The following is a 22,045-nucleotide window of genomic DNA, read 5'->3' as shown; positions in this document are numbered from 1 at the left end:
GATCCTAGTTCACATGGATGAACAGGTCAAGTACACTGCACGCCAGGCGCGGAAGGCGGTTTCGCGCGAGGAGACGACGGACCATGCCCATGCTGGAAAGCCCGCGCGGCCACGCGATCCACTACGAAGTCGACGACTTCACCGATGCGTGGCGCGACGCGCCCTCCCTCGTTCTGCAGCACGGACTCGGCCGCTCGTCCACGCTGTGGCGCGGCTGGGTGCCGTACCTCTCGCGCTGGTTTCGCATCGTGCGGCTCGACCTGCGCGGCTGCGGCCGGTCCGGCGACGCGCCCGCTCGCAGTCTCGACGACTATGTCGAGGACATCCTCGGCGTGGCGGCGCACGTGGAAGCGAGCACGTTCCACTACTGCGGCGATTCGCTGGGCGGCATCCTCGGCATGAAGCTCGCGGCGGAGCATCCGCGCAAGGTGCGCACGCTCACGCTGCTGTCGTCGCCGGTCTTCCTCGACGAGCAGAACCTCTCGCGCGTCGCGCTCGGCCGGCGCGACGTGCATGCGGCGCTCGACGAACTCGGCTCGCAGGGCTGGGCCGATGCGATGCACGACGGGGTGCTCATGTCGCGCGAGCCGAATCCCGCGATGGCCGCCTGGTTCGCGCAGGACATGGGGTCGAGCCGGCTGAATACATTGCACGAGATGTTCAGCGTGGCGATGGCCGCGGACGCGCGGCCGCTCCTGCCTCGCATCGAAGCACCGGTCCTCGGCCTGTATCCGACGCACGGAACGCTCACGAGCACGCTGCAGGAAGAGCTGCTGCGCCAGCACGTGAAGAACCTGCGCTACATCCGCCTGCCGTCGCCCTATCACATGGCCCAGCACGTCGCACCCGCGACGTGCGCGCTGCAACTGCTGCACTTCGCCGCGCAGGCGGACGGGACGGCCTGCCGTGAGTAAGCGGCGCGCTGGCGCGGCGGTCATCGGCGTGGGCCACACGCGGTTCGGCAATCTGCCGGAGCACAGCCCCTACGACCTCGGCATCTGGGCGTTGAAGGAAGCGCTTTCCGATGCGGTCCTCGCCCTCTCGGAAGTGGACGGCCTCATCGTCAACCGCATCCCCGACTACCAGCGGCTGTGCGAGATGCTGGACTTCAACCCGCGCTTCGTGAGCACCACGCCGGGCCAGGGCCGCTTCAGCGGCAACTGCATCGAGCAGGCCGTGGCCGTGCTGCAGGCCGGCCTCGCGAAGACCGTGGCGCTCGTCTACGGCAACAACGGGCGCTCCGGCGGCGACCGCTACGGGGGCGGCTCCGACGTGTACGGCAGCGGCGGCGCGGGCCTGTGGTTTCCCTACGGCATGACCTCGCCCGGCGCGTTCCACGCGATGATGTTCCAGCGGCACATGCACGAGTTCGGCACGACGCCGGACGATCTCGGCCGCGTCGCCACGACGTTGCGCTCGCACGCGCTGCTCAACCCGGCGGCCGTGATGCGCAAGCCCATGACGATGGACGATTATCGCGAAGCGCGCTTCATCGCCGAGCCGTTGCGCCTCCTGGACTACTGCCTCATCAACGACGGCGGCGTGGCGATGATCCTCACGCTCGCGGACCGTGCGGCCGCGGGCGCGAACAAGCCGGTGTACGTGAGCGGATTCGCGCAGGCGTCGCAGTTCGGCGGCTCCACGTTTCCGCCGGAGGACTACTGGCGCGCGCCCATGCAGGCCGCCGCGGCCGACGTGTATGCGAACGCGGGGCGAAGCCGCGACGAGATGGATGCGCTCATGATCTACGACAACTTCACGCCCGTCGTGCTGTTCGCGCTGGAAGGCTTCGGCTTCTGCCCGCCGGGCGAGAGCGGGCGGTTCGTGGCCGATGGACATCTCGCGCTGGGCGGCCGCTTTCCTGCCAACACGAGCGGCGGCCACCTGTCCGAAAGCTACATGCAGGGCTGGGCGCTCAACGTCGAAGCGGTGCGGCAGATTCGCGGGCAATGCGGCGCGCGGCAGGCCGGCACGGTCGACAACGTGCAGTACATCTGCTGCTCGCCGCTCATCACTTCCATCATCTACAGCAGCTCGCCCGAATGAACACCGACCCGAGCAAACCTCTGCCGGACCCGGACGGCGAGAACGGTCCCTTCTGGGAAGGCGCATCGCGCGGCGAAGTGCGCGTGCAGCGCTGCACCGGCTGCGGACTGCTGCGCTTTCCCGCCTGCCGCTACTGTTCCCGCTGCCTGGGCGAGAAGAGTGAGTGGGTGAGAACGAACGGGCGCGGCGAAGTCGAGACGTTCTGCATCTTCCACCGCGCCTACTTTCCGTCCTTCGCTGCCGACATTCCCTACAACGTCGCGCTCGTGCGGCTCGAGGAAGGGCCGAAGATGTTCACGAACCTCGTGGGCCTGGCGCGGGAAGAACTGCGCATCGGGATGAAGGTGCGTGCCGTCTTCGAGCGCGTGTCCGAAGCGGCGGCGCTCGTGAAGTTCGAGCGCGACGCCGGCGGGTGAGGAGCACCCGCGGACCCGCCCGCCAGCGAAGTCAGCGAATCGCCGGCCCTCACGCGCGCGTGCGAGTCGTTCGCATGCAGCCTGCCGCCTTGCGTCATTTCGCAAGCTCCGGATGAAACTCCGCGACGTACTCGCGCACGATGGCCTCGAACGACGTTGCCGGCTCCAGGCCGATGCGCTTCGCGCGTTCGGCGGTGAGCGCCATCGGCCAGCCGGCCACGATCTTTGCGATGCGCTCGTCGTGCTCGAAGCGCACGAGGCTGCGCACCGGGCGGCCCGCGACCTTCTCGAGCGCTTCGAGCATCTCGCCCACGCGCACGTTCAATGCGGGGAAATTGAGCGCGAGCCGGCCGCCGAGCTGTTCGCGGCCGCACTCGAACACGCGGATGAGGCCCTCCACGGTCTTGCCCGGCGACGACACGGGATGCGCCACGTCGGGCGATACGGGGCAGACCGCCGGCCTGCCCGCGAGCGGCTCGCGAATGATGGAGCTGAAGAACGACGACGCCGCGCCATTGGGCTTGCCGGGGCGTACCGTCACGGTCACGAGCCGCGCCGAGCGCCCGTCGATGAAACCCTTGCGGGTGTAGTCGGCCAAGAGGTATTCGCACATGAGCTTGTGCGTGCCGTAGGAGGTCTGCGGCGCGGGCAGGGTTTCATCCGTAACGACCTGGGGCATCTCATGGCCTTCGTCCGCGCCGAAGACGGCGCTGGAACTGGCGAAGACAAAACGCGTCGGCGGATGGCCGCGGGCGGTGCTCGCGCGCACCGCCTCGAGCAGCGCGCGTGTGCTGTCGAGGTTCGACCGAAGACCCAGTTCGAAATCGAGCTCGCATTCGCCGGACACGGCCGAAGCCAGATGGAAGATGCCGTCGTACGTCTCGTCGCGTAACGCTGCGCATTGATCGAGCAACGGGCCGGTGCGGCACTCGACGCGCGCGTCGCGCCGCAGGTCATCCGCGGGCGCGAACTGGTCGAGCAGCACGAGCCGCTCGACGCGCCTGCCGGCAAGATTGCCGCTTTCGAGGATCTTGCGTGCGAGCCGGTTGCCGATGAAGCCGGCGGCGCCGGTGATCAGGATGTTCATGTGGCGTGTCTCTCGGATCGAAGGGCGATGCCGCTGCCGGCACCGGTCAAGATCGCAACTCTCTTCATGCCCGGCACGATAGCCGTTCACGCGCCGCCTGTGCAAGACGACTTGGCCATCCGCCAATGGGGGACGCTCATCGGCTCTCGCGCCCCCTGCGATCCGAACGGATGGAACGCTGTTCGCATCATGAACGCCGCGGTTCACAAACTCCTTGTCGCTGCACGCGCCTCTTCCTATGCTTTCCGTCGAGCCGGGACTGCGTTCAATTGGTGAACAAGCCGGCCCGTTGGAGACAATCATGCGAGCATTCCGCATCGCTGCCGCCTTGGTGGCGGCCATCCTCTTCGCGGCACCCGCGGCCGCGGCCGCCGCGTACCCCGACCGTCCGGTGAAGATCATCGTCCCGTTCGCTCCCGGCGGCGGCACCGACGTGATCGCGCGGGTACTGGCCCAGCGGCTCGGCGCGATGCTCGGGCAGACCTTCCTCGTCGAGAATCGCCCCGGCGGCGGCGCGATGATCGGCGCCGACGCGGTCGCGCGCAGCTCGCCGGACGGCTACACGCTGCTTCTCGGCAGCAACTCCGAGCTCACGATCTCGCCGTCGCTCTACGGCCATGCGCCCTACGATCCCGCGACCGCGTTCGAGCCCATCGCGCTGCTCGGAACTTCGCCCGCCATCCTCGTGGCCAACCTTCGCTACCCGGGCAACACGCTGCCCGATGTCATCGCCGCGGCGCGCGCCAGGCCCAATTCGCTCACGTTCGGCTCGGGTGGCGTCGGCACGCCGCCCGCGCTCGCGGGCGAGCTGCTCAAGTACATGCAGAAGCTGCAGGCCGTTCACGTCCCCTACAAGGGCGGCGGACCCTTGCAGGTGGCGCTGCTCGGGGGAGAAGTCGAGGTGGGCTTCACCACCATCGCGTCCACGCGCGCGCAGCTGAAGTCGCATCAGGTGAAGGCGCTCGCCGTCATCGCGGCGAGGCGCTCGCCGCTCGTGCCCGATGTGCCTTCGGCCGCGGAGCAGGGCATTGCCGACTACGAAGTCGCGACGTGGTACGGCCTCTTCGCGCCGGCGCAGGTGCCGCGCGAAGTGGCGGATGCGCTGCGCGCGGCCACCGCCCGGGCCATGGCCGACCCGGAGATGCTCTCGCGCCTGGACGCACTCGGCGTCGAGCCCGGCGCCGCGGGGCAGGGCGGTGCTTCGTTGCGGGAGCGGATTCGAACGGAGTCGGCGAAGTGGGGCGACCTCATCCGCGCCGCGGGCCTGAAGGCGGAGTGAACGGATGAACGAGACACGCACCATCGCGCGCTTCGCGCATTCGGTCGCCTTCGAGAGCATCCCGCGCTACGCGATCGACAAGGCCATCGATCTGCTGATCGACCAGCTGGGCATCCAGATCGCATGCGCCACGCTGCCGTGGAGCAAGCAGATCGCGCGCATGGTGGAGGCGCTCGGCGGGCGCGAGGATTGCACGATCGCCTACTACGGCTTCAAGACCTCGCCCGACAACGCGGCCTTCCTCAACACGTGCTTCGGCCATGGCTTCGAGATGGACGACGTGCACATGCGCGCGATCCAGCACCCGGGCTGCCTGGGCGTGCCGCCGGCGCTCGCGCTGTGCGAGAAGCTGCATCTCTCCGGCCGCGACCTGCTGCTCGGAATGATCGTCGCCTTCGAGCTGGTCTCGCGCGTTTCGCTCGTGACGGGTGCCGTGCTGCTGCGCCGCGGCTCGAACACGCATCCCATGAACGGCCCCTTCGGCATCGCGGCGGCTTCCGCGCGCCTGCTCGGGCTGGACGAAGAGGGCGTGCTCAATGCCATCGGCATCGCCGGCAGCCATTGCGCGGCGGGCCTGCGCGAATACACGCAGACGGGCGGCAGCCTGAAGCGCCTGCACTGCGGCATCCCGGCGCAGACCGGCGTTCGCTCCGCGCTGCTCGCGCGCGAGGGGCTCACGGGCCCGCCCACGATCCTGGAGGGCAAGTTCGGCTTTTGCCGCGTCTTCTGCGACATCACCGAGCTGGGGCCGATGGTGCAAGGACTCGGCGAGGAATACATGTTCGTGGAGACCGCGTTCAAGCCGTACTGCACCGTGTACTTCATCCAGGCGCCGATCGAGGCGGCGCGGCGCATCATCGGGAAGCACGCGCCCGATCCGAAGCGCATCCGCGAGATCGTGGTGGGCACGTGCGAAGAGGGCATCCTCCACGCGGGCACCATCGTCGAGCCGCGGGACATCGCGTCCGCGCAGTACAGCACCGCCTTCAGCCTCGGGCTGCGCTTCGTGAAGAACGGCAACGGCATGAACGAATACGTGCCCCGCAACCTGGCCGACCCCGAGGTGCTGGAAGTCGCGCGCAAGGTGCGGCTCGAAGTCGATGCGGAGTCGGAACGCGTCTACCCCGTGCGCTGGATGAGCGTCGTGACGGTGGTGATGGAGGACGGCACGCGTTACAGCGAACGCGTGGGCGCGCTGCGCGGCACGCAGGAGCTGCCGATGACGCGCGAGGAGATCAAGGACAAGTTCCGCGCGCTCGTGGCGGGCAGGCTCTCGCGCACGAACGCCGAAGCCCTGCTGGAACGCATCGAAGATGTGGAGCGTGCCGACGACGTGGCGGTCATCGCCAACCTGCTCGTGGCGCGCTAGAAGCGCAGCTTCCCGATCAGCTCGCCGACATCGGAGAGCGTCTCCAGCGACCAGGTGGCGCGCAGCAGCGCCTGCGCGGCCGTGCGGTCCATCCTGCCTTCGCACAGACGGAAGAATTTCTCCTCCACTTCGGCATCGGTCATCGGATTGAGGTGGTGCCCCTTCGGGTACTCGCCCTGCTCGACGAAGCGCTTGCCGGACCGCGACACGGCTTCGATGCGGCTGTCCATGAACCGCGGATACCGTTGCGAAAATTCGGCGTTCTCATGGATGCGGATACGGTCCATGAGTCCCGGCAGGCGCGGATCGCGGATGCGCTCGTCCGAGAACGACGCCACCGAGATTTCGCCATCCATGAGCGTCACGGCCAGCATGTAGGGCAGGCTGTGGTCGGCCGTCTCGCGCGTGGTCGGTCGCCACTTCTCGGGCTCGCTGCCGATCTCGGTGTAGGTGAAGTTGTAGGTCTGCACGTCGATCGAGTCGATCTGCTCCCACGCGACTTTCTTTCGCAGCTGCAGTGCCAGGTAGATCGGCAACTGCGAGTTGTATTCGGTGGGAACGTATTTGATGGCGCTGCGCTCGATCGCGAAGGGTGACGTGCCGTCGCTGAGCGGCACGAGTTCGAACGGCCCCGTCACCTGCTGGAAGATGCCGTGCCTGCCCTCGAAGGCTTCGGTCGGGCCGGTCATGCCTTCGGCGGCGAGTTGCGCCGCGACGATCGCCGAGCGGGCGGCGGCCGAGGCCGCGCAGCCCTTCCACATGGTGAGCTCGCCGCTGCGCGTCTGGCGCGTGGGAACGTTGGGCGTGCACGCGAGCGCGATGGCGTTGCCCATGCGCTCCACGTCGAGACTCATCAGCCTGCCGACACCCGCGGCCGTGCCGATCGAGATGTACAGGCCGTGGTCGAATCCCTTGCGAAAGAGGTTGCACGAATCGGCGAGCGCCATCTCCACTTCGCATGCGACGACGAGCGCGAGGAGTGTCTCTGGCCCCGAGGCCCGCATGGATTCCGCGACCGAGAGGATCGCGGCGAACATGTCGCTCGGGTGCGATGCCTCCAGCGACATGTAGGTGTCGTTGAAGTCGAGGTAGCGCACCATGACGCCGTTGGCGAATGCCGCGGCGTCCACGGAACTCGCGCGGCCGGAACCCCACACCGTCGCGCCCGGCGTGCTCGAGCACCTGTCGGCGATGCGGCATGCGATGCGCACGGGATCGCTTTCGATTGCGCCGATCGCGCAGCCGAAGCTGTCGAGAAGCAGGCGCCTGGCCGCGTGCACGGCGGCAGGCGTGAGCCGCGACGCGTCGAGCGAGGCGGCGAATTCGGCGATCCGCCGGGTGAATCGGTCCATGTCTGAATTGCCCTCGTGTCTCGCGTGTCCCTACTGCATGCCCCTACTGCATGCCTCTACTGCATGCCCGTCCACCCACCGTCCACCGTGACGATGGTGGCGTTCGTGTAGCTCGATCGATCGGACGCGAGAAAGGCGACTGTGTCGGCCACTTCGCGCACCTGCCCGAGGCGCCCGCGCGGAAAGCCCGCCACGAGCTCGCGCCAGCGGTTTTCCTCGCCCAGCTCCTTCAGCGCGCGAGCCTTCCAGCGCGTGGTCTGCCGCGTGGTTTCGATGGCGCCGGGGTTCACGCCCACCACGCGCACGCCGCGGGCGATGCCTTCCACGCCGAGCGCACGCGTCATCGCCATGAGCCCGGCGTTCGCCATGGAACCCGCGACGTAGTTCGGCACGGGCCGCTCGCCCGCGATGCCGATCACGTTCACGATGACGCCACCGCCGCGCTCGCACATGTCCTTGAAGGCCTGGCGCGTCACGTTGAGGAAGCCGAACACCTTCAGCTCCCAGGCGCTGCGCCACGCCTGGTCGTCGATGTCCTGAAGCCGGCCCTGGGGGATCGCGCCGGCGTTGTTCACGAGAATGTCGAGGCTGCCCGCGCTGCGCACCAGTTGCGCGCACTCCTCGGGCCGGGTGAGGTCGGCGACGTGCACGCGCACCTGCACGCCGTGACGCGCGGCGAGCGTCGAGGCGAGCTGCCGCAGATCGGCTTCACTGCGCGCGGCGAGCTCCAGGTCGCAGCCCTCTTCGGCGAGCGCTTCGGCCACGCCCGCGCCGATGCCTCGCGAGGCACCGGTGATCAGCGCGCGCTTGCCGCGCAGTTGCAAGTCCATGGCATCTCCGGTTTCGCGTATCGGCTACGGGTTCAGCAGGGGCGCGCGTCGAACGCCGCCAGGTCCATCATCTTCTCCAGGCCCGGCGCGCTGTCGAGCGAGTGGATCGCCTCGCGCAGTTCGCGCGAACGCACCTGCCCCATGAGCGGCACGCACAACGCGTCGAACTTGGCGTCGGCCTCCTGGCCGGTGAGCGGATCGAACTGGTGTCCGCGCGGGTAGTCGGCTTCCGCCGAATGCGTGCTCCCGTCGCGCGCCGTGATCGTGACGCGCGCGTGCAGCTTGCGCGGAAACATGCGCGTGAATTCGGGGTTCTCGCTCACGCTGATCCTGCGCATGATCGGCCGCAGTTCGGGGTCCGCGATCCGCGCCTCGCGAAAACTTTCGAGCGTGAGTTCGCCGTCGGCCAGGATCGCGGCGAGCATGAAAGGCAGGCTGTGGTCGGCGGTTTCGCGCGTGCGGGGGTCCCACCGCTCGGGCTCGTCGCCCACCTCGGACCAGCCGCGCTGGTAGGTCTCCACGTGGATGCGCTCGATGTCCTGCAGCGCGACGCGGGTGCGAAGCTGCTGCACCATCGCGAGCGGCACGTGGCTGTGGTATTCGGTGGGGTACCACTTGAGACCCGTGCGTTCGACCCCGAAGCGCCCGGGTGACGCTTGCACCGGAGGAAGGATGAACGGCCCCGTCACCTGATCGAACACGCCGTGCCTGCCTTCGAACGCGCGCGGCGGCCCCGTCATGCCGCGCTGCGCGAGGAGCGCGGCGAAGAGTCCCTCGCGTGCGGAAGCGGCCGTCGCGCAGCCCTTCCACATCGAGAGTTCGCCGCGCCGCGTCTGCCGCGTGGGCACGTTCGCACTGGCTGCAATGGCGAACGCGTTGCAAAGCTGCGCTTCGTCCAGCCGCAGCAGCGAGCCGGCGGCCGCGACGCTCGCGAGGACGATGAAGAAGCCATGGTCCCAGCCGCGTTCCGCAAGGCCGAACGTGTCGGTGCACAGCCCGAAGATCTCGCAGCCGGCCGCGATGCCGACGAGCGCGTCCATGCCGCTCGCCCCGAGCCCTTCCGCCAGCGCGAGCGGGGCCGGCAGCATGTCGCTCGCGTGCCCCTCTCCCACCGACGTGTACGTGTCGTTGAAGTCGAGGTAGCGCAGCATCACCGAATTGGCGAAGCAGGCCATCTCCATCGTGGTCGGCGAGCCGCATCCGATCAGCCGGGCCGTCATCCGGCCCTGCGACTCGCGCGCGAGTTCGCGCGAGACGACGCAGGGCTCGGCCTCGTACGCGCCCACGGCGCATGCGATCGAATCCGCGAGCAGCGTCTTCGTCGCATGCAACGCTGCGGGCGTGAGGCGCTCGCGCGTCACCGAGAGCGTGTGGGCCGCGAGCGTGCGCAGCGTCGCGTCGAAGCCGGTATCGGACACGGTCAGCCGAGCTTGATTCCCGCGCGCTGGATCACGTCGCGGTACTTCCGCACTTCGCCGCGGATGAACTCTTCGAGCTGCTGGGGCGTGGAGGGCGACACGTCCACGCCCTGGTCCTCGAGGCGCTTGGCGACTTCAGGCTGGCGCAGGACCGAGATGACGGCCTGGTTCAGCCGCTGCACGATGTCGGCGGGAAGCCCCTTCGGGCCGACGAGGCCGAAGGATTCGGCCATGACGAAGTCCGGAAATCCGCTTTCCTGCATGGTGGGCACCGAAGGCATGCGCTGCGAGCGCGTCGCCGACGCGATGGCGAGCGCCTTCAGCTTGCCCGAGTTCACGATCGGCAGCACGGTGCCGACAGGCGCGAAGAGCAGGTCCACCTGCCCGCTCATCACGTCGGCCATCGCCGGGCCGCCGCCCTTGTAGGCGATGTGCGTCATGTCCGCGCCCGAGCGGATCTTCAGCAGTTCGCCCGCGATGTGGCTGCCCAGGCCGATGCCGCCCGAGGCGAAGTTGACGACCTTGCCCGCCGCCTTGGCGCGCGCGATCAGGTCGCGCACATCCCGCGCCGGGTTGGACGGGTTCACCACCACCACGAGGGGCGACGCGCCGATGAAGACGATCGGCTGGAAGTCGCGGTCGGTGTCGTACGGCAGCTTCGACATGAGCGTTTCGTTGGCCGCGTGCGCGCCGATCGCGGGAATGCCGAGCGTGTAGCCGTCCGGCGCCGCCTGGGCGACGGCGCCCATGCCGATCGTGCCGCCGCCCCCGCCGCGGTTGTCGATGACGATTTCCTGCGCGAGTTCCTTGCCGAGCGGAACCCCAACGATGCGCGCGATGAGGTCGGTCGTTCCGCCGGGCGCGTAGGGGACGACGATGCGGATGGGCCTTTGCGGGCGCCACTGCGCGTGCGCCGCGAGCGCGGGCCATGCGGCCACGGCCGCGACGATCCTGAGCGCCTGGCGGCGGCTCGGTCGATCCGATGCTTTTGTCTCCATCTCGAGTCTCCGCAAGTCATGACGTGAACACGGCGCCGGATTCGGCGCGTCGCGCGTAGGATAGGACCACACCACCCCGGCATCAACCGCTTTCGCGGCGCATGCGTCCACGATATGAACACACGAACGTCCCGCGCCGCCGACCGCCCCACCGACGGCACGCAGAGCCTGCGCCGAGCCTTCCGGCTGCTTTCCGCGCTGTCGCGCATCAACCGCGACGGCGGCTCCGTGGCGGAACTCGCGGAGATGACGGGGCTGAACCGCACCACCGCCCACCGGATGCTGCGCTGTCTGCAGGACGAGGGTGTGCTGCGCTTCGTGCCGCGTTCGCACAGGTACTTCCTCGGCCCGCTCGCCTACGAGATCGGGCTGGCCGCGGCCGAGCAGGTGAAGCTGCGCACGATTTGCGCGCCGGCCATCGCGCGCATCGCCGCGCAGACGGGCGACACGGTGTTCCTGATCGAGCGGGAGCGCTACGACGGCGTGTGCGTCGACCGCGCCGAGGGCACGTATCCCGTGAAGACGCTCGTGATGTCGGTCGGCGACCGCCGCCCGCTCGGCGTGGGCGCGGCGGGGCTCGCGATTCTCGCGGCCGCCGAGGATGCGGACGACGTGGTCGAACACAACGCCGATCGCTTCTCGTCGTTTCCCGGCCTCACGCTCTCGCGGCTGCGGCGCAGCCTGGCGGAGGCGCGCCAGCGCGGCATCGTATGCGGGCAGGCCATCGGCGTGCCGGGTGTGCGCGCCGTCGGCGTCGCGCTCAGGACGCCGACCGGCACGCCGATCGGCGCGCTCAGCATCGCGGCCATCGAGACGCGCATGACGGACAAGCGCGTCGCGCAGATGCACGAACTTCTCGCGCGCGAGGCGGCTGCGCTCACGCGCGCGTTGGCGCGTTGAGCGGCGGCTGAAGTTCCGGGCGCTCGAGCTCCGATGGGAATCGACGCCGTGCGGCGGCGCATTCTCGCGGACAACCCCGCGTCGCTCCACCGCTGAGCTCGCGCCAGGCGCTCGTCGAGCGTCATGCGCTTTTTTTTATGGAAGCAGTCGGATTCCATATTGGCGCCCCCCCGGGGGCGCCACCTACCATGCGGGCGTTCCCCACACACCCCCGACATACGGAGACCTCCGATGAAACTGCTTCGCGCTTCGCTCCTGTACAGCGCTCCCGCGCTCGCCTGCGGCCTGGCCCTCGCGACCGCGCTCGCGCCCGCCCACGCCCAGGACACGTTCAAGGTCGGCCTCGTGAGCCCCATGAGCGGCCCGAACGCCCGCTACGGCGCTTTCGCCAACAAGGGCGCGGCGCTCGCCGCCCGGGAAATCAACGCCGCGGGCGGTGTGCTCGGCCGCAAGATCGAACTCGTCTCGGGCGATAGCCAGTGCGTGCCCGCCGAAGGCGTCTCGGCCACCAAGCGCATGATCAGCTTCGACAAGCTGCCCGTCATCATCGGCGACATCTGCAGCTCCGTCACGCTCGCGATGCAGCCCCTGGCCGAAGAGTCCGGCGTGCTGCTGCTGAACGCCGCGTCGTCCAACCCGACCATCACCTACAAGGCCGGCGTCGGCGGCTTCAAGTGGACCTTCCGCAACTATCCCACGGATGAGGCGCGTGCCGCCATCGTGCTCGACTACTCGGTGAAGCACCGCGGCCTGAAGAACTTCGCCGTGCTCTCGGTGGACAGCGACTACGGCCGCGGCGCGATCAACTTCACCAAGAAGTACCTGCCGAAGTATCCGGACGCGAAGATCCTGAGCGAGGACTACTACAAGGAATCGGAAACCGACTTCCGCCCGGTCCTGAGCAAGATCCGCAGCGAAGGCGCGCAGGCGATCATCATGTACGGCCAGGCCGACACCACGCCGATCGTCGCGCGCCAGATGCTGGAGCTGGGCCTCGCGGGCAAGGTCGTGCTCGTGGGCAACGGCGAATTCAACACCAAGGCGACGATCGCCGCCGCGCCTTCCGTCATGAACGGCTCCGTGGAAGCAGCCGCGTGGCTGCCCGAATGGACCAGCGCGCGCAGCCAGAAGTTCGTCGAGGACTACAAGAAGGCGTACGGCGGCGAGATGCCGAACAACCACGCCTACACGCACTGGGAAACGACGCACCTGCTTGCCGCCGCCATCGGCGCGGCGAAGAGCCTGAAGCCCGAGGACATCCGCAACGCGCTCGCGAAGATCAAGTACGACAGCGCGATGGGCACCGTCACCTTCGACGACCACAACCAGGCCATCCTGCCGATGGTGCTGCTCGAAGTGGAAGGCGGCAAGCCCGTGATCAAGAGCGCCATCGCGGCCAAGGTCGACTACCCGAAGCCCTGAGGCAGGCGAGCCGGCAGGCACGAACACGCAGGAGTCGCCGTGGGCAGCTTCATTTTCGAACAGATCGTCAACGGGATCATCACCGGCTCGACGTACGCGCTCATCGCGGCCGGCATGACGATGATCTTCGGCGTGCTGCGGGCGATCAACTTCGCGCACGGCGAGTACTACATGCTCGGCACGTTCGCCGCGTGGCTCGTGATCGAGCGGCTCGATGCGCCCTACGCCGTCGCCATCGTCGGCGGCGTCGCGGTGGCGGCGCTCATCGCGGCCGTCATCGGACGGCTCGTCATGCAGCGCCTGATCGGCGCGCCCTTCCAGGCCGGCGTGCTCGCGACGCTCGGCGTCTCGCTCATCCTGCAGAACGCGGTGATCCTCGCCTTCGGCGGCGGCTACAAGGTGTTCAACGGCGGCTGGATCGAACCGGTGCAGGTCTTCGGCGTGGGCATGGCTCAGCAGCGCATCGTGCTCATCGTCGTGGCGGTCGCCGTGTTCGCCGCGCTCGAATGGATGGTGCGCGCCACGCGCATGGGCAAGTCGATCCGCGCGGTGTCGCAGAACATCGAGTGCTGCCATGTGAACGGCATCGACGTCGAGGCGGTCGTGCGGCGCACGTTCCTCATCGGCACCATGCTCGCGGCGCTCTCGGGCATCCTCACCGCGCCCGTGAACGTGAGCGTGTACGGCGGCATGGGCGAGTCGATCACGCTCAAGACCTTCGCGGTGATCGTGATGGGCGGCATGGGCAACGTGCGCGGCACGCTGCTCGCGGGCTGTCTCCTCGGCGTCGTCGAAAGCCTGGTCTCGGGCCTCATCGGCCTGCAGTACCGCGACTCGGTCGCCTTCGTCGCGCTGCTCGCGATGCTGATGCTGCGCCCGAACGGCCTCTTCTCCCTCAAATCGCGGTTCTGACGCGCACCCGGCATGACTTCCATGGCTATCACACTCGACACGCCCCACGCACCCAGCCCGCGGCTGCCGGCGGTGCGCTGGGGCCTGGCGCTCGCGGGCCTGGCCGCCTTGCTCGCCGCGCCGCTCGTGCTGGACAACTACTACCTGCACGCGCTCGTGCTCGCGATGATCTTTCTTCTGCCCGCGCACGGGCTGAACCTGATCCTCGGCTACACGGGCATGCTGTCGCTCGCGCAGGGTGTCTTCTTCGGCATCGGCGCCTATGCGTCGGCGCTGCTCGGCATCCACTTCGGCACGGGCTTCGCCGTGAACTTCCTCTTCGCGGGCGTCGTGGCCGCGCTCATCGCGCTGCCGCTCGGCATCCCGGCGCTGCGCCTGCGCGCCACGTCGTTCGTGATGTGCACGCTGGGGTTCGTCGTGATCGCGCAGGCGGTCGCGAAGAACTGGGTGGATCTCACGCGCGGCGACATGGGTCTCTCGGGCGTCGCGCGGCCGAAGCTCGGCTGGGGCGAACACGCGCTTGCGATCGTGCACATCCCGCAGTACTTCTATCTCGTCCTCGCGGTCGCGGCGCTCGCGACGGCGGCTTTCATCGCGCTGGTCCGCTCTCCGGCCGGTCGGTGCATGGTTGCCATCCGCGACAACGAAACGCTCGCGGAATCGCTCGGCATCCCGACCTGGACGTACAAGCTGCTCGTCTTCATGCTGAGCGCCGCCTTTGCCGGCTTCGGCGGCAGCCTCTACGCGCACTACGAAACGGTGGTGAGCCCGCTCGTGTTCCAGATGTACTACTCCAACACGATCCTCGTGATCGTGCTGGGCGGCGGCCTGGGCCGCATCCCCGGCGCGATCATCGGCAGCGTCGTGTTCGTCGCGGTCACGGAGGCGCTGCGCGTCGCGCCGGAACTGCGCATGGTGCTCTACGGCGCCGTGCTGCTCGCGCTGGTATTCGTCTTCCCGCAGGGGCTCGCGCCGATCTTCGAGAAGCTGACCGATGCGCTCTCGCGGCTGGGCCTGAAGCGCGAAGAAGAGCCGGCCGCGGCCGACGCGAAGCCGCAGGGAGCCGAAGATGCTCGCTGAACCCATCCTGCGCGTCGAGGGCCTGCGCAAGAACTACGGCGGCGTGCCCGCGCTGCAAGGTGTCGACTTCGACATCGCGCGCGGCGAAGTGTGCGGCCTGATCGGCCCCAATGGCTCCGGCAAGTCGACGCTCTTCGACTGCTGCACGGGCCTGCAGGCGAGCGACGCCGGCAAGGTCTTCCTGAAGGGCGCGGACATCACCGGCTGGCCGATGAACCGCATCGCCCGCGAAGGACGGCTTCTTCGCAGCTTTCAGAAGACGGTCGTCTTCCAGAGCATGACTTCGGAGGAGAACCTGATCCTCGCGGGACAGATGAGCCGCTTTCCCGGCGTGGCAAGCACGTTCTCCATCGGCGGCAAGTCGCGCGAGCGCATCAGGGCACTGCGCGAACGGGCGCGGGAGCTGATCGAGATCTCGGGGCTTTCGCGCGTGGCGCACCTGCCCGCGGGCAACATGTCCGGCGGCCAGCAGAAGCTGCTTCAGTTCGCGACGATGCTGATGCCCGAGCCGGAACTCGTGCTGCTCGACGAGCCGCTCGCGGGCATCAACCCGATCCTGATCGAGAAGGTGATCGAAAGCATCGTCGCTGCGAACAGGAAGTTCGGCATCACCTTTCTCGTGATCGAGCACAACACCGACGTGCTGATGAGCTTGAGCCATCGCGTGATCGTGCTGCATCAGGGCAGGAAGCTCGCCGACGACGCGCCCGAGGCGATCGTGCGCAACCCCGAAGTGATCGATGCGTACCTGGGGGGCTGACCGATGAACGAAGCAATGAACGATGCACCGCAACTGCGCATCCGCAACCTGGTGGCGGGCTACGCGCACCTGGACATCCTGCAGGACGTGAGCCTCGATGTGCGCAAGGGCGAATTCGTGACGCTGCTCGGGCCCAACGGCGCGGGCAAGTCCACGCTGCTGAAGACGCTCTTCGGCATGACCACGCACAAGGGCGGCTCCATCACGTGGCACGGCAAGGAGATCGCGGGCGGCAAGCCGAAGCAGTTCCTTGCCAACGGCTTCGGCTACGTTCCGCAGGGCCGCTGCAACTTCCCGCAGATGTCGGTGGACGAGAACCTGGAGATGGCCTCCTACACGATCCGCGACGGAAACATCGCGGCCGAACGCAGGTACGTCTACGACCTGTTCCCGATCCTGCACCAGCGCCGCAACGAGTTCGCGGGCAACATGTCCGGCGGCGAGCAGCAGCTCCTCGAAATGGCGATGGCCGTGCTGCGCCGCCCCGAGATCCTGCTCGTGGACGAACCTTCGGTGGGCCTCTCGCCGCAGGCGATCACGCTCGTCTTCAACGAACTCGGGCGGCTGCACAAGGGCGGCCGCACGATCCTGCTCGTGGAGCAGAACACGCGCAAGGCGATGGACGCCGCCGAACGCGCGGTCGTGCTGCGCCTGGGCAAGGTGATCTGGGACAGCCCCACTTCCGCCCTCGGCCACGACGACCTGGGCGACCTCTTCATGACCGGCCGGGTGCAGGAGCCCTCGGCCCATCACGTCGCCGGCATCCACTGATGCCGCGACGCCGACATCCTGGGAAACACTCGACATGAAACTCGCATTCGACACCGGCGGAACCTTCACCGATTTCGCCTTCTCCGACGACGACGGGACGATCCTGTTGCACAAGGTGCTGAGCACGCCCGACGCGCCCGCGCGCGCCGTGCTGCAGGGCATCGACGAACTGCTCGCCAAGGTCCGCCGGGGCGGCTCGCGCCGCGACGGCGAAGGCGCGCTGCAGATCCTCGGCGCGACCACCGTCGTCACCAACGCCGTGCTGGAACGCAAGGGCGTGGATACGGCGTTCATCACCACCGACGGCTTCCAGGACATGCTGCGCATCCGCACCGAGGGCCGCTACGACCTGTACGACCTGCGCATCCAGTATCCCGACCCGCTCGTGCCGCGCGACCGCTGCTTCGGCGTGAAGGAACGCGTCACGGCGGACGGGGACATCGTCACGCCGCTGGACGAAGAGGGCGTGAAGCGCATCGCGGCGCAACTCGTGCAGCAGGGGATCGGGTCCGTGGCGGTGTGCCTCCTGCATGCGTACAAGTACCCCGCGCACGAGGAACGCATCGGCGAACTGCTGGCCGAATTCGCGCCGGGCGTGTCGGTGTCGCTCTCATCGAGCGTGTGTCCCGAAGTGCGCGAATACGATCGCGCCTCCACCACCGTCGCCAATGCGTACACGCGGCCGCTCATGGTGCAGCACGTGGAGCATCTCGAAGGCGAACTCGGCAAGCGCGGCGTGCAAAGCCAGCTGCTGTGGATGACGTCGAGCGGAGGCGTCGTGCCGAGCGCGAGCGCGGGCCGCACGCCCGTGCGCCTGATCGAATCGGGTCCCGCCGCGGGCGCGGTCGCTGCATCGGAGTACGCGCGCACCGCGGGCGAGCGCAGCGTGCTTTCCTTCGACATGGGCGGCACGACGGCCAAGCTGTGCCTCATCCCCGATGGCCAGCCGCAGATCGCGAACGAACTGGAAGTGGCGCGGCACGAGCGCTTCCGCAAGGGCAGCGGCTTTCCGCTGAAGATCCAGTCGATCCACATGATCGAGATCGGCGCGGGCGGCGGCAGCATCGCGGCGAAGAGCAAGCTGGGCCTGCTCTCGGTGGGCCCGCGCAGCGCCGCGGCCGTGCCGGGGCCCGCGTGCTATGGGCGCGGCGGCACCGACCCGACAGTGACCGATGCGGACTTGCTGCTCGGCTACGTCGACGAGCGCTCGTTCCTCGGGGGCGACTTCCCGCTCGATCGGCCCGCCGCGCGCCGCGCGATGGATCGCCTCGCCGACACGCTGGGCATCTCGCTCGAACGCTGCGCGTTCGGCATTCACGACATGGTCAACGAAAGCATGGCCGAAGCGGCCGCGATGCAGGCGACCGACAGCGGTGTGGATCCGCGCACGCTTCCGATGATCGCTTTCGGCGGCGCGGGGCCCGTGCATGCCTACGGCGTGGCGCGCAAGCTCGGCCTGCGCAAGGTGATCTGCCCGCTGGGCGCCGGCGTGACTTCCGCCGTCGGCCTGCTCGGTGCGCCGGTGGCGGCGGATCTGTCGGCGAGCCTGCCGATGTCGATTCCCGCATGGGACGCGAAGAAGGTTCGCCAGATCCTGGACAAGCTCGCGGCGCAGGGCCGCGACGTGGTGCTCGCGAGCGGCGTGGCCGCCGAAGACGTGCGCTTCTCGTACACGGTGGACATGCGTCACGTCGGGCAGGGCCACGAAATCTCGGTGAACCTGCCCGAGGGCGACCCCGCGTCGGCCGCGTTCCTGGACGAACTGCTCGTGCGCTTCCACGATGCGTACATCAAGCTCTACGGCCGCAACGTTTCCGGAACCGATGCCGAAGTGATCACCTGGCGCATCCGCGCGCGCGGCCCCAAAGGCGAAGTGACGCCCAGCCGCATGCGCGCGAGCGCGAAAAGCACCGGCCGCGCGCTGAAAGGCCGGCGGCCGGTCTACTTCCAGGAAGCCGGCGGCTTCGTGGACACGCCGGTCTACGACCACTACGCCATGACCCCGGGCGAACGGTTCGCCGGCCCCGCGATCGTGGAGCAGCGCGAATCGACCGTCGTGGTCGGGCCGAAGGCGCACTTCGGGCTCGACGACCAATTCAACCTGATCATGCACCTGGACTGACGCCATGAGCGACAAACAAGCCGATTTCAACGACCCCATCACGCTGCAGGTGATGTGGGACCGCCTGGTCTTCATCGCCGACCAGGCCGACAGCGCGCTCGGGCGCACAGCGTTCTCGCCGATCGTGCGCGAGAACCACGACTACGTGACGGTGGTGCTCGATGCGAAGGGCCGCGCGCTGTCGCAGTGCACCTGGTCCATTCCCGTCTTCATCACGTCGCTGCCGATGGCCGCGCAGAACCACTTCCTGCCCGCCTTTCCCGCGCACACGCTGCAAGAGGGCGACGTGCTCGCGACCAACGATCCCGCGATCGGCACGGGGCACCTGCCGGACATGGTGATGCTCACGCCGATCTTCCGCGAGGGCGAGATCGTGGCGTACGCGGGCAGCATCGCGCACATGCCCGACATCGGCGGGCGGCCGCAGTCGCCCGATTCGAGCGACATGTTCGAAGAGGGCATCCGCATTCCGATGCTCAAGCTGTACAAGGCGGGCCAGCCGAACACCGACGTGTTCGCCGTGATCGAGGCGAGCGTGCGCCTGCCCAACGAAGTGCGCGGAGACATCCAGAGCATGGTCGCCGCCAACGAGGTGATGAGCCGGGAGCTGCTGCGCTTCATGGACGAATACGGCCTCGCCGATCTCGAAGGCCTCGCGGCGGCGATTCATGGCCGCTCGGAAGCGCACATGCGCAAGGCGATTTCCGCGTGGCCGAAGGGCAGCTACAAGGCCGAAGTGACGATCGACGGATTCGAGTCGGACGTGAAGCTGTGCGTGGACGTGCAGGTGAAGGGCGATTCGATCCACGTCGACTACACCGGCACGTCGCCGGAAGTGGCGCGCGGCATCAACGTCGTGCCGCACTACCGCGTCGCGCATACGGTGTATGCGCTCAAGTGTCTGCTGGACCCCGACACGCCCAACAACGAAGGCTGCATGCTGCCGATCACCGACGAGGCGCCCCTCGGCACGATTCTCAACCCGCATCCGCACGCGCCGGGCGCCGCGCGCAACCTCGTGGGGCACGTGATTCCGAGCCTCATCTTCCGCGCGCTGCAGCAGGTCGTGCCCGACAAGGTGAAGGGCGACAGCGGCGGCGCGCCGATCTGGGGCATCAACTGCCAGGGCCACAAGTCCGACGGCACCGCTTACGGCAGCGCGCAGAATTTCCACGGCGGACAAGGCGGCCGCTCGACGATGGACGGCCTGGACACGCTCAGCTTCCCGTCGAACTGCAAGGTGACCCCGATCGAGATGTACGAGCTCGCGGTGCCGGTGCTCACCGAATGCAAGGAGCTCATCGCCGACTCCGGCGGCGCGGGGAAGTATCGCGGCGGCCTGGGGCAGCGCGGTGTCTTGCGCAACATCTCCGATCGCGAGATGAACGTCTACCTGTCCACCGAGCGCGTGAAGCATCCTTGCTTCGGCGTCGTGGGCGGCGGCGACGGCCGGCCGGGCGCGGTGCGCCGCAACGGCGAGAAGGTGTTTGCCAAGGGCAAGATCACATTGGCGCCCGGTGAGCGGCTTGAACTCGAGTTGCCGGGCGGCGGCGGCTGGGGCAGTCCGCTCGAGCGTCCGCGCGAGCTGGTGGAGAAGGACTTGCGCGAAGGGCTCGTCTCGCCGGAGCATGCGCGCGAGGTCTACGGATTCGAAGGAGGCGCGGCATGAGTGCACTGCGGGGCCAGGTGGCCATCATCACGGGCGGCGGCACCGGCATCGGGCGGTCGGCGGCGCTGCATCTCGCGCGCGAAGGCGCGCAGGTGGTGCTGGTGGGGCGACGTCGCGAACCGCTCGATGCGGTGGCTTCGGAGATCGAACGCACCGGCGGCCGGGCGCGATCGAAGGTGGCCGATCTCACGGACCGCGAGCAGCTGAAGGCGCTCGTGCGCTGGACCGAAAAGGAAGTGGGACCTGTGCGCATCCTCGTCAACAACGCGGGTGCGTCGAGCCAGGTGCGCAACATCCGCTGGATCGACTCCGAGGATTGGGACAGCACGATCGAAGTCAACCTGAATGCGGTGTACGTGCTGTCGCAGGCCGTGTTGCCCGGCATGCTGGAAGCGGGCGGCGGCACGATCGTCACCGTGTCGTCGCTCGCCGCCGTGCGGCCGGGCCTGCTCGGCGGCGCGCCCTATGGCGCGGCGAAGGCGGGCGTGCAGAACCTGATGCGCTATCTCTATGCGACTTTCCGCAACCAGGGCATTCGCGCGACGACCATCCTACCCGGCGAAGTGAACACGCCGATCATGGATACGCGCGTGCGTCCGCCGAGCGCGGACGAGCGAGCGGCCATGGTGGACCCGGACGACGTGGGCCGCGCGATCCTGCTTTGCTGTTCGCTGCCCGCGCGCGCCACGATCGAGGAACTCGTGATCAGCCCGACGCACGCTCGCGATCAGGGCCCCGACATGGAAATCAGCCGCTGGATGGGCGCGCCCGACGGCACGCCCGGCAATCCTTGAGACATCGCGATGAATGACGACTCCCTGAAAACGCGCCTTTCGAGCGGCACGCCGGTCCTGATGGTGAACCCGAATCATGTTTCGCCCACCCTGTGCGAGAAGCTCGTGCGCTCCGGCGCCGATTCGGTGTTCATCGATTGCGAGCACGGCCTCGCGAGCTACGAGGACATCCATCACATGGCCAAGGCCGCGCGCCACGCGGGTGGCTGGGGCATCGTGCGGCCGCAGAACCAGGAGCGCTCGGTCATCACGCGGTGCCTGAATGCGGGTGCCGATGGCTTGATGGTGCCCTTGATCCACACTGCGGCGATCGCGCGCGACGTCGTGCATCACTTCCGGTATGCGGTGCCGGACGACTACCCGCGCAAGCTTCTGATCGGCATGATCGAATCGACCGAGGCGCTGCGCAATCTCGACGAGATTCTCGCGGTGGAAGGCATCGACGTGTTCTTCGTCGGGCCGGGGGATCTCTCGCAGTCGATGGGGTATTCGCCGAACGTGAAGCCCGGTGAGCGGCGCGCGGCGCCCGTGATCGAGGCGGTGCATGCGACGCTCGGAAAGATTCGGGCTGCGGGGAAGGCGGCAGGGACGCTGGTCGTGAAGCACGACGCGGCGCAGCTCGTGGCGGCAGGCGCGCAGCTTCTCTACTATCACGCCGATCCTTTCGTGACGCAGGGCGTGCGGGAGATGCGGGAGATCGCGGCCACGCCTCGCCATTCCCGCGAAGGCGGGAATCCAAGGCTTCCGGACGCCCCTGGATTCCCGCCTTCGCGGGAATGACCTGGGGGTCTGCATGCCTCGAGCAAGTGCCGTTCGTCTT

Annotated in this window: 20 protein-coding genes; 15 read left to right on the top strand and 5 right to left on the bottom strand. The window is 68.3% G+C overall.

Annotation, left to right across the window (positions count from 1 at the left end; genetic code table 11):
- Positions 1-83: 83 nt before the first annotated feature.
- From VHA82_RS14035 to VHA82_RS14025, 3 genes are read left to right on the top strand one after another with little or no spacing between them, the layout of a single operon-like run.
- A complete protein-coding gene (locus VHA82_RS14035; RefSeq protein WP_325544680.1) occupies positions 84-914 on the top strand; it encodes an alpha/beta hydrolase in 831 nt (276 codons plus the stop codon).
- Positions 907-2,046 (top strand): thiolase family protein, encoded by a 1,140-nt coding sequence (locus VHA82_RS14030; protein ID WP_325544678.1) that lies wholly within the window; start codon positions 907-909, stop codon positions 2,044-2,046. The genes VHA82_RS14035 and VHA82_RS14030 overlap by 8 nt, the downstream gene beginning before the upstream one ends.
- The gene (locus tag VHA82_RS14025) at positions 2,043-2,462 is read left to right on the top strand and encodes a Zn-ribbon domain-containing OB-fold protein (protein ID WP_325544676.1); all 420 of its coding nucleotides are present in this window, start codon (positions 2,043-2,045) and stop codon (positions 2,460-2,462) included. The genes VHA82_RS14030 and VHA82_RS14025 overlap by 4 nt, the downstream gene beginning before the upstream one ends.
- A gap of 94 nt (positions 2,463-2,556) precedes the next feature.
- Here the strand turns inward: VHA82_RS14025 and denD are convergent, their stop codons facing one another.
- On the bottom strand, positions 2,557-3,549 hold the full coding sequence (gene denD / locus VHA82_RS14020) for a D-erythronate dehydrogenase (RefSeq protein WP_325544673.1): 993 nt from the start codon (positions 3,547-3,549) through the stop codon (positions 2,557-2,559).
- A 301-nt stretch (positions 3,550-3,850) separates the two neighbouring features.
- Here denD and VHA82_RS14015 point away from each other — a divergent pair, with 301 nt between their 5' ends.
- A complete protein-coding gene (locus tag VHA82_RS14015) occupies positions 3,851-4,828 on the top strand; it encodes a tripartite tricarboxylate transporter substrate binding protein (protein ID WP_325544671.1) in 978 nt (325 codons plus the stop codon).
- Between the two features lie 4 nt (positions 4,829-4,832).
- Positions 4,833-6,197: an MmgE/PrpD family protein gene (locus VHA82_RS14010; RefSeq protein WP_325544669.1), complete on the top strand. Its 1,365-nt coding sequence runs from the start codon at positions 4,833-4,835 to the stop codon at positions 6,195-6,197.
- Here VHA82_RS14010 and VHA82_RS14005 read toward each other — a convergent pair.
- From VHA82_RS14005 to VHA82_RS13990, 4 genes are read right to left on the bottom strand one after another with little or no spacing between them, the layout of a single operon-like run.
- Complete coding sequence (locus tag VHA82_RS14005) at positions 6,194-7,549, bottom strand: MmgE/PrpD family protein (protein ID WP_325544665.1); 1,356 nt, start codon at positions 7,547-7,549, stop codon at positions 6,194-6,196. The genes VHA82_RS14010 and VHA82_RS14005 overlap by 4 nt on opposite strands.
- Before the next feature lie 56 nt (positions 7,550-7,605).
- Positions 7,606-8,379: a short-chain dehydrogenase/reductase gene (locus VHA82_RS14000; RefSeq protein ID WP_325544663.1), complete on the bottom strand. Its 774-nt coding sequence runs from the start codon at positions 8,377-8,379 to the stop codon at positions 7,606-7,608.
- A gap of 32 nt (positions 8,380-8,411) precedes the next feature.
- On the bottom strand, positions 8,412-9,797 hold the full coding sequence (locus tag VHA82_RS13995) for an MmgE/PrpD family protein (RefSeq protein WP_325544661.1): 1,386 nt from the start codon (positions 9,795-9,797) through the stop codon (positions 8,412-8,414).
- Positions 9,798-9,799: 2 nt separating this feature from the next.
- A complete protein-coding gene (locus tag VHA82_RS13990) occupies positions 9,800-10,795 on the bottom strand; it encodes a tripartite tricarboxylate transporter substrate binding protein (RefSeq protein ID WP_325544659.1) in 996 nt (331 codons plus the stop codon).
- A 114-nt stretch (positions 10,796-10,909) separates the two neighbouring features.
- On the opposite strand from VHA82_RS13990, the gene VHA82_RS13985 reads away from it, so the two are divergent.
- The 10 genes from VHA82_RS13985 to VHA82_RS13940 all read left to right on the top strand — a co-directional run bounded on the left by VHA82_RS13985 (position 10,910) and on the right by VHA82_RS13940 (position 22,005).
- On the top strand, positions 10,910-11,695 hold the full coding sequence (locus VHA82_RS13985) for an IclR family transcriptional regulator (RefSeq protein ID WP_325544656.1): 786 nt from the start codon (positions 10,910-10,912) through the stop codon (positions 11,693-11,695).
- Positions 11,696-11,926: 231 nt separating this feature from the next.
- Positions 11,927-13,117, top strand: a complete 1,191-nt coding sequence (locus tag VHA82_RS13980) for an ABC transporter substrate-binding protein (protein WP_325544654.1) — start codon at positions 11,927-11,929, stop codon at positions 13,115-13,117.
- A 39-nt stretch (positions 13,118-13,156) separates the two neighbouring features.
- Positions 13,157-14,029, top strand: a complete 873-nt coding sequence (locus tag VHA82_RS13975; protein WP_325544652.1) for a branched-chain amino acid ABC transporter permease — start codon at positions 13,157-13,159, stop codon at positions 14,027-14,029.
- A 21-nt stretch (positions 14,030-14,050) separates the two neighbouring features.
- Complete coding sequence (locus tag VHA82_RS13970) at positions 14,051-15,109, top strand: branched-chain amino acid ABC transporter permease (RefSeq protein WP_325544650.1); 1,059 nt, start codon at positions 14,051-14,053, stop codon at positions 15,107-15,109.
- Complete coding sequence (locus VHA82_RS13965) at positions 15,099-15,869, top strand: ABC transporter ATP-binding protein (RefSeq protein ID WP_325544647.1); 771 nt, start codon at positions 15,099-15,101, stop codon at positions 15,867-15,869. Before VHA82_RS13970 ends, VHA82_RS13965 begins: the two co-directional genes overlap by 11 nt.
- Positions 15,870-15,872: 3 nt before the next feature.
- Positions 15,873-16,640 (top strand): ABC transporter ATP-binding protein, encoded by a 768-nt coding sequence (locus VHA82_RS13960; protein ID WP_325544645.1) that lies wholly within the window; start codon positions 15,873-15,875, stop codon positions 16,638-16,640.
- Positions 16,641-16,674: 34 nt separating this feature from the next.
- Positions 16,675-18,762: a hydantoinase/oxoprolinase family protein gene (locus VHA82_RS13955; protein ID WP_325544643.1), complete on the top strand. Its 2,088-nt coding sequence runs from the start codon at positions 16,675-16,677 to the stop codon at positions 18,760-18,762.
- 4 nt (positions 18,763-18,766) lie between these two features.
- Complete coding sequence (locus VHA82_RS13950; protein ID WP_325544641.1) at positions 18,767-20,431, top strand: hydantoinase B/oxoprolinase family protein; 1,665 nt, start codon at positions 18,767-18,769, stop codon at positions 20,429-20,431.
- Complete coding sequence (locus tag VHA82_RS13945; protein WP_325544639.1) at positions 20,428-21,225, top strand: SDR family oxidoreductase; 798 nt, start codon at positions 20,428-20,430, stop codon at positions 21,223-21,225. The genes VHA82_RS13950 and VHA82_RS13945 overlap by 4 nt, the downstream gene beginning before the upstream one ends.
- Before the next feature lie 9 nt (positions 21,226-21,234).
- Positions 21,235-22,005 (top strand): HpcH/HpaI aldolase family protein, encoded by a 771-nt coding sequence (locus tag VHA82_RS13940; protein WP_325544637.1) that lies wholly within the window; start codon positions 21,235-21,237, stop codon positions 22,003-22,005.
- The last annotated feature ends 40 nt before the right edge of the window (positions 22,006-22,045 follow it).

The organism is Ramlibacter sp., from assembly GCF_035548915.1.
GTDB lineage: Bacteria > Pseudomonadota > Gammaproteobacteria > Burkholderiales > Burkholderiaceae_C > Ramlibacter.
Note: the sequence above shows the minus strand (reverse complement) of the source record. Positions and strands in the feature narration are given on the sequence as shown.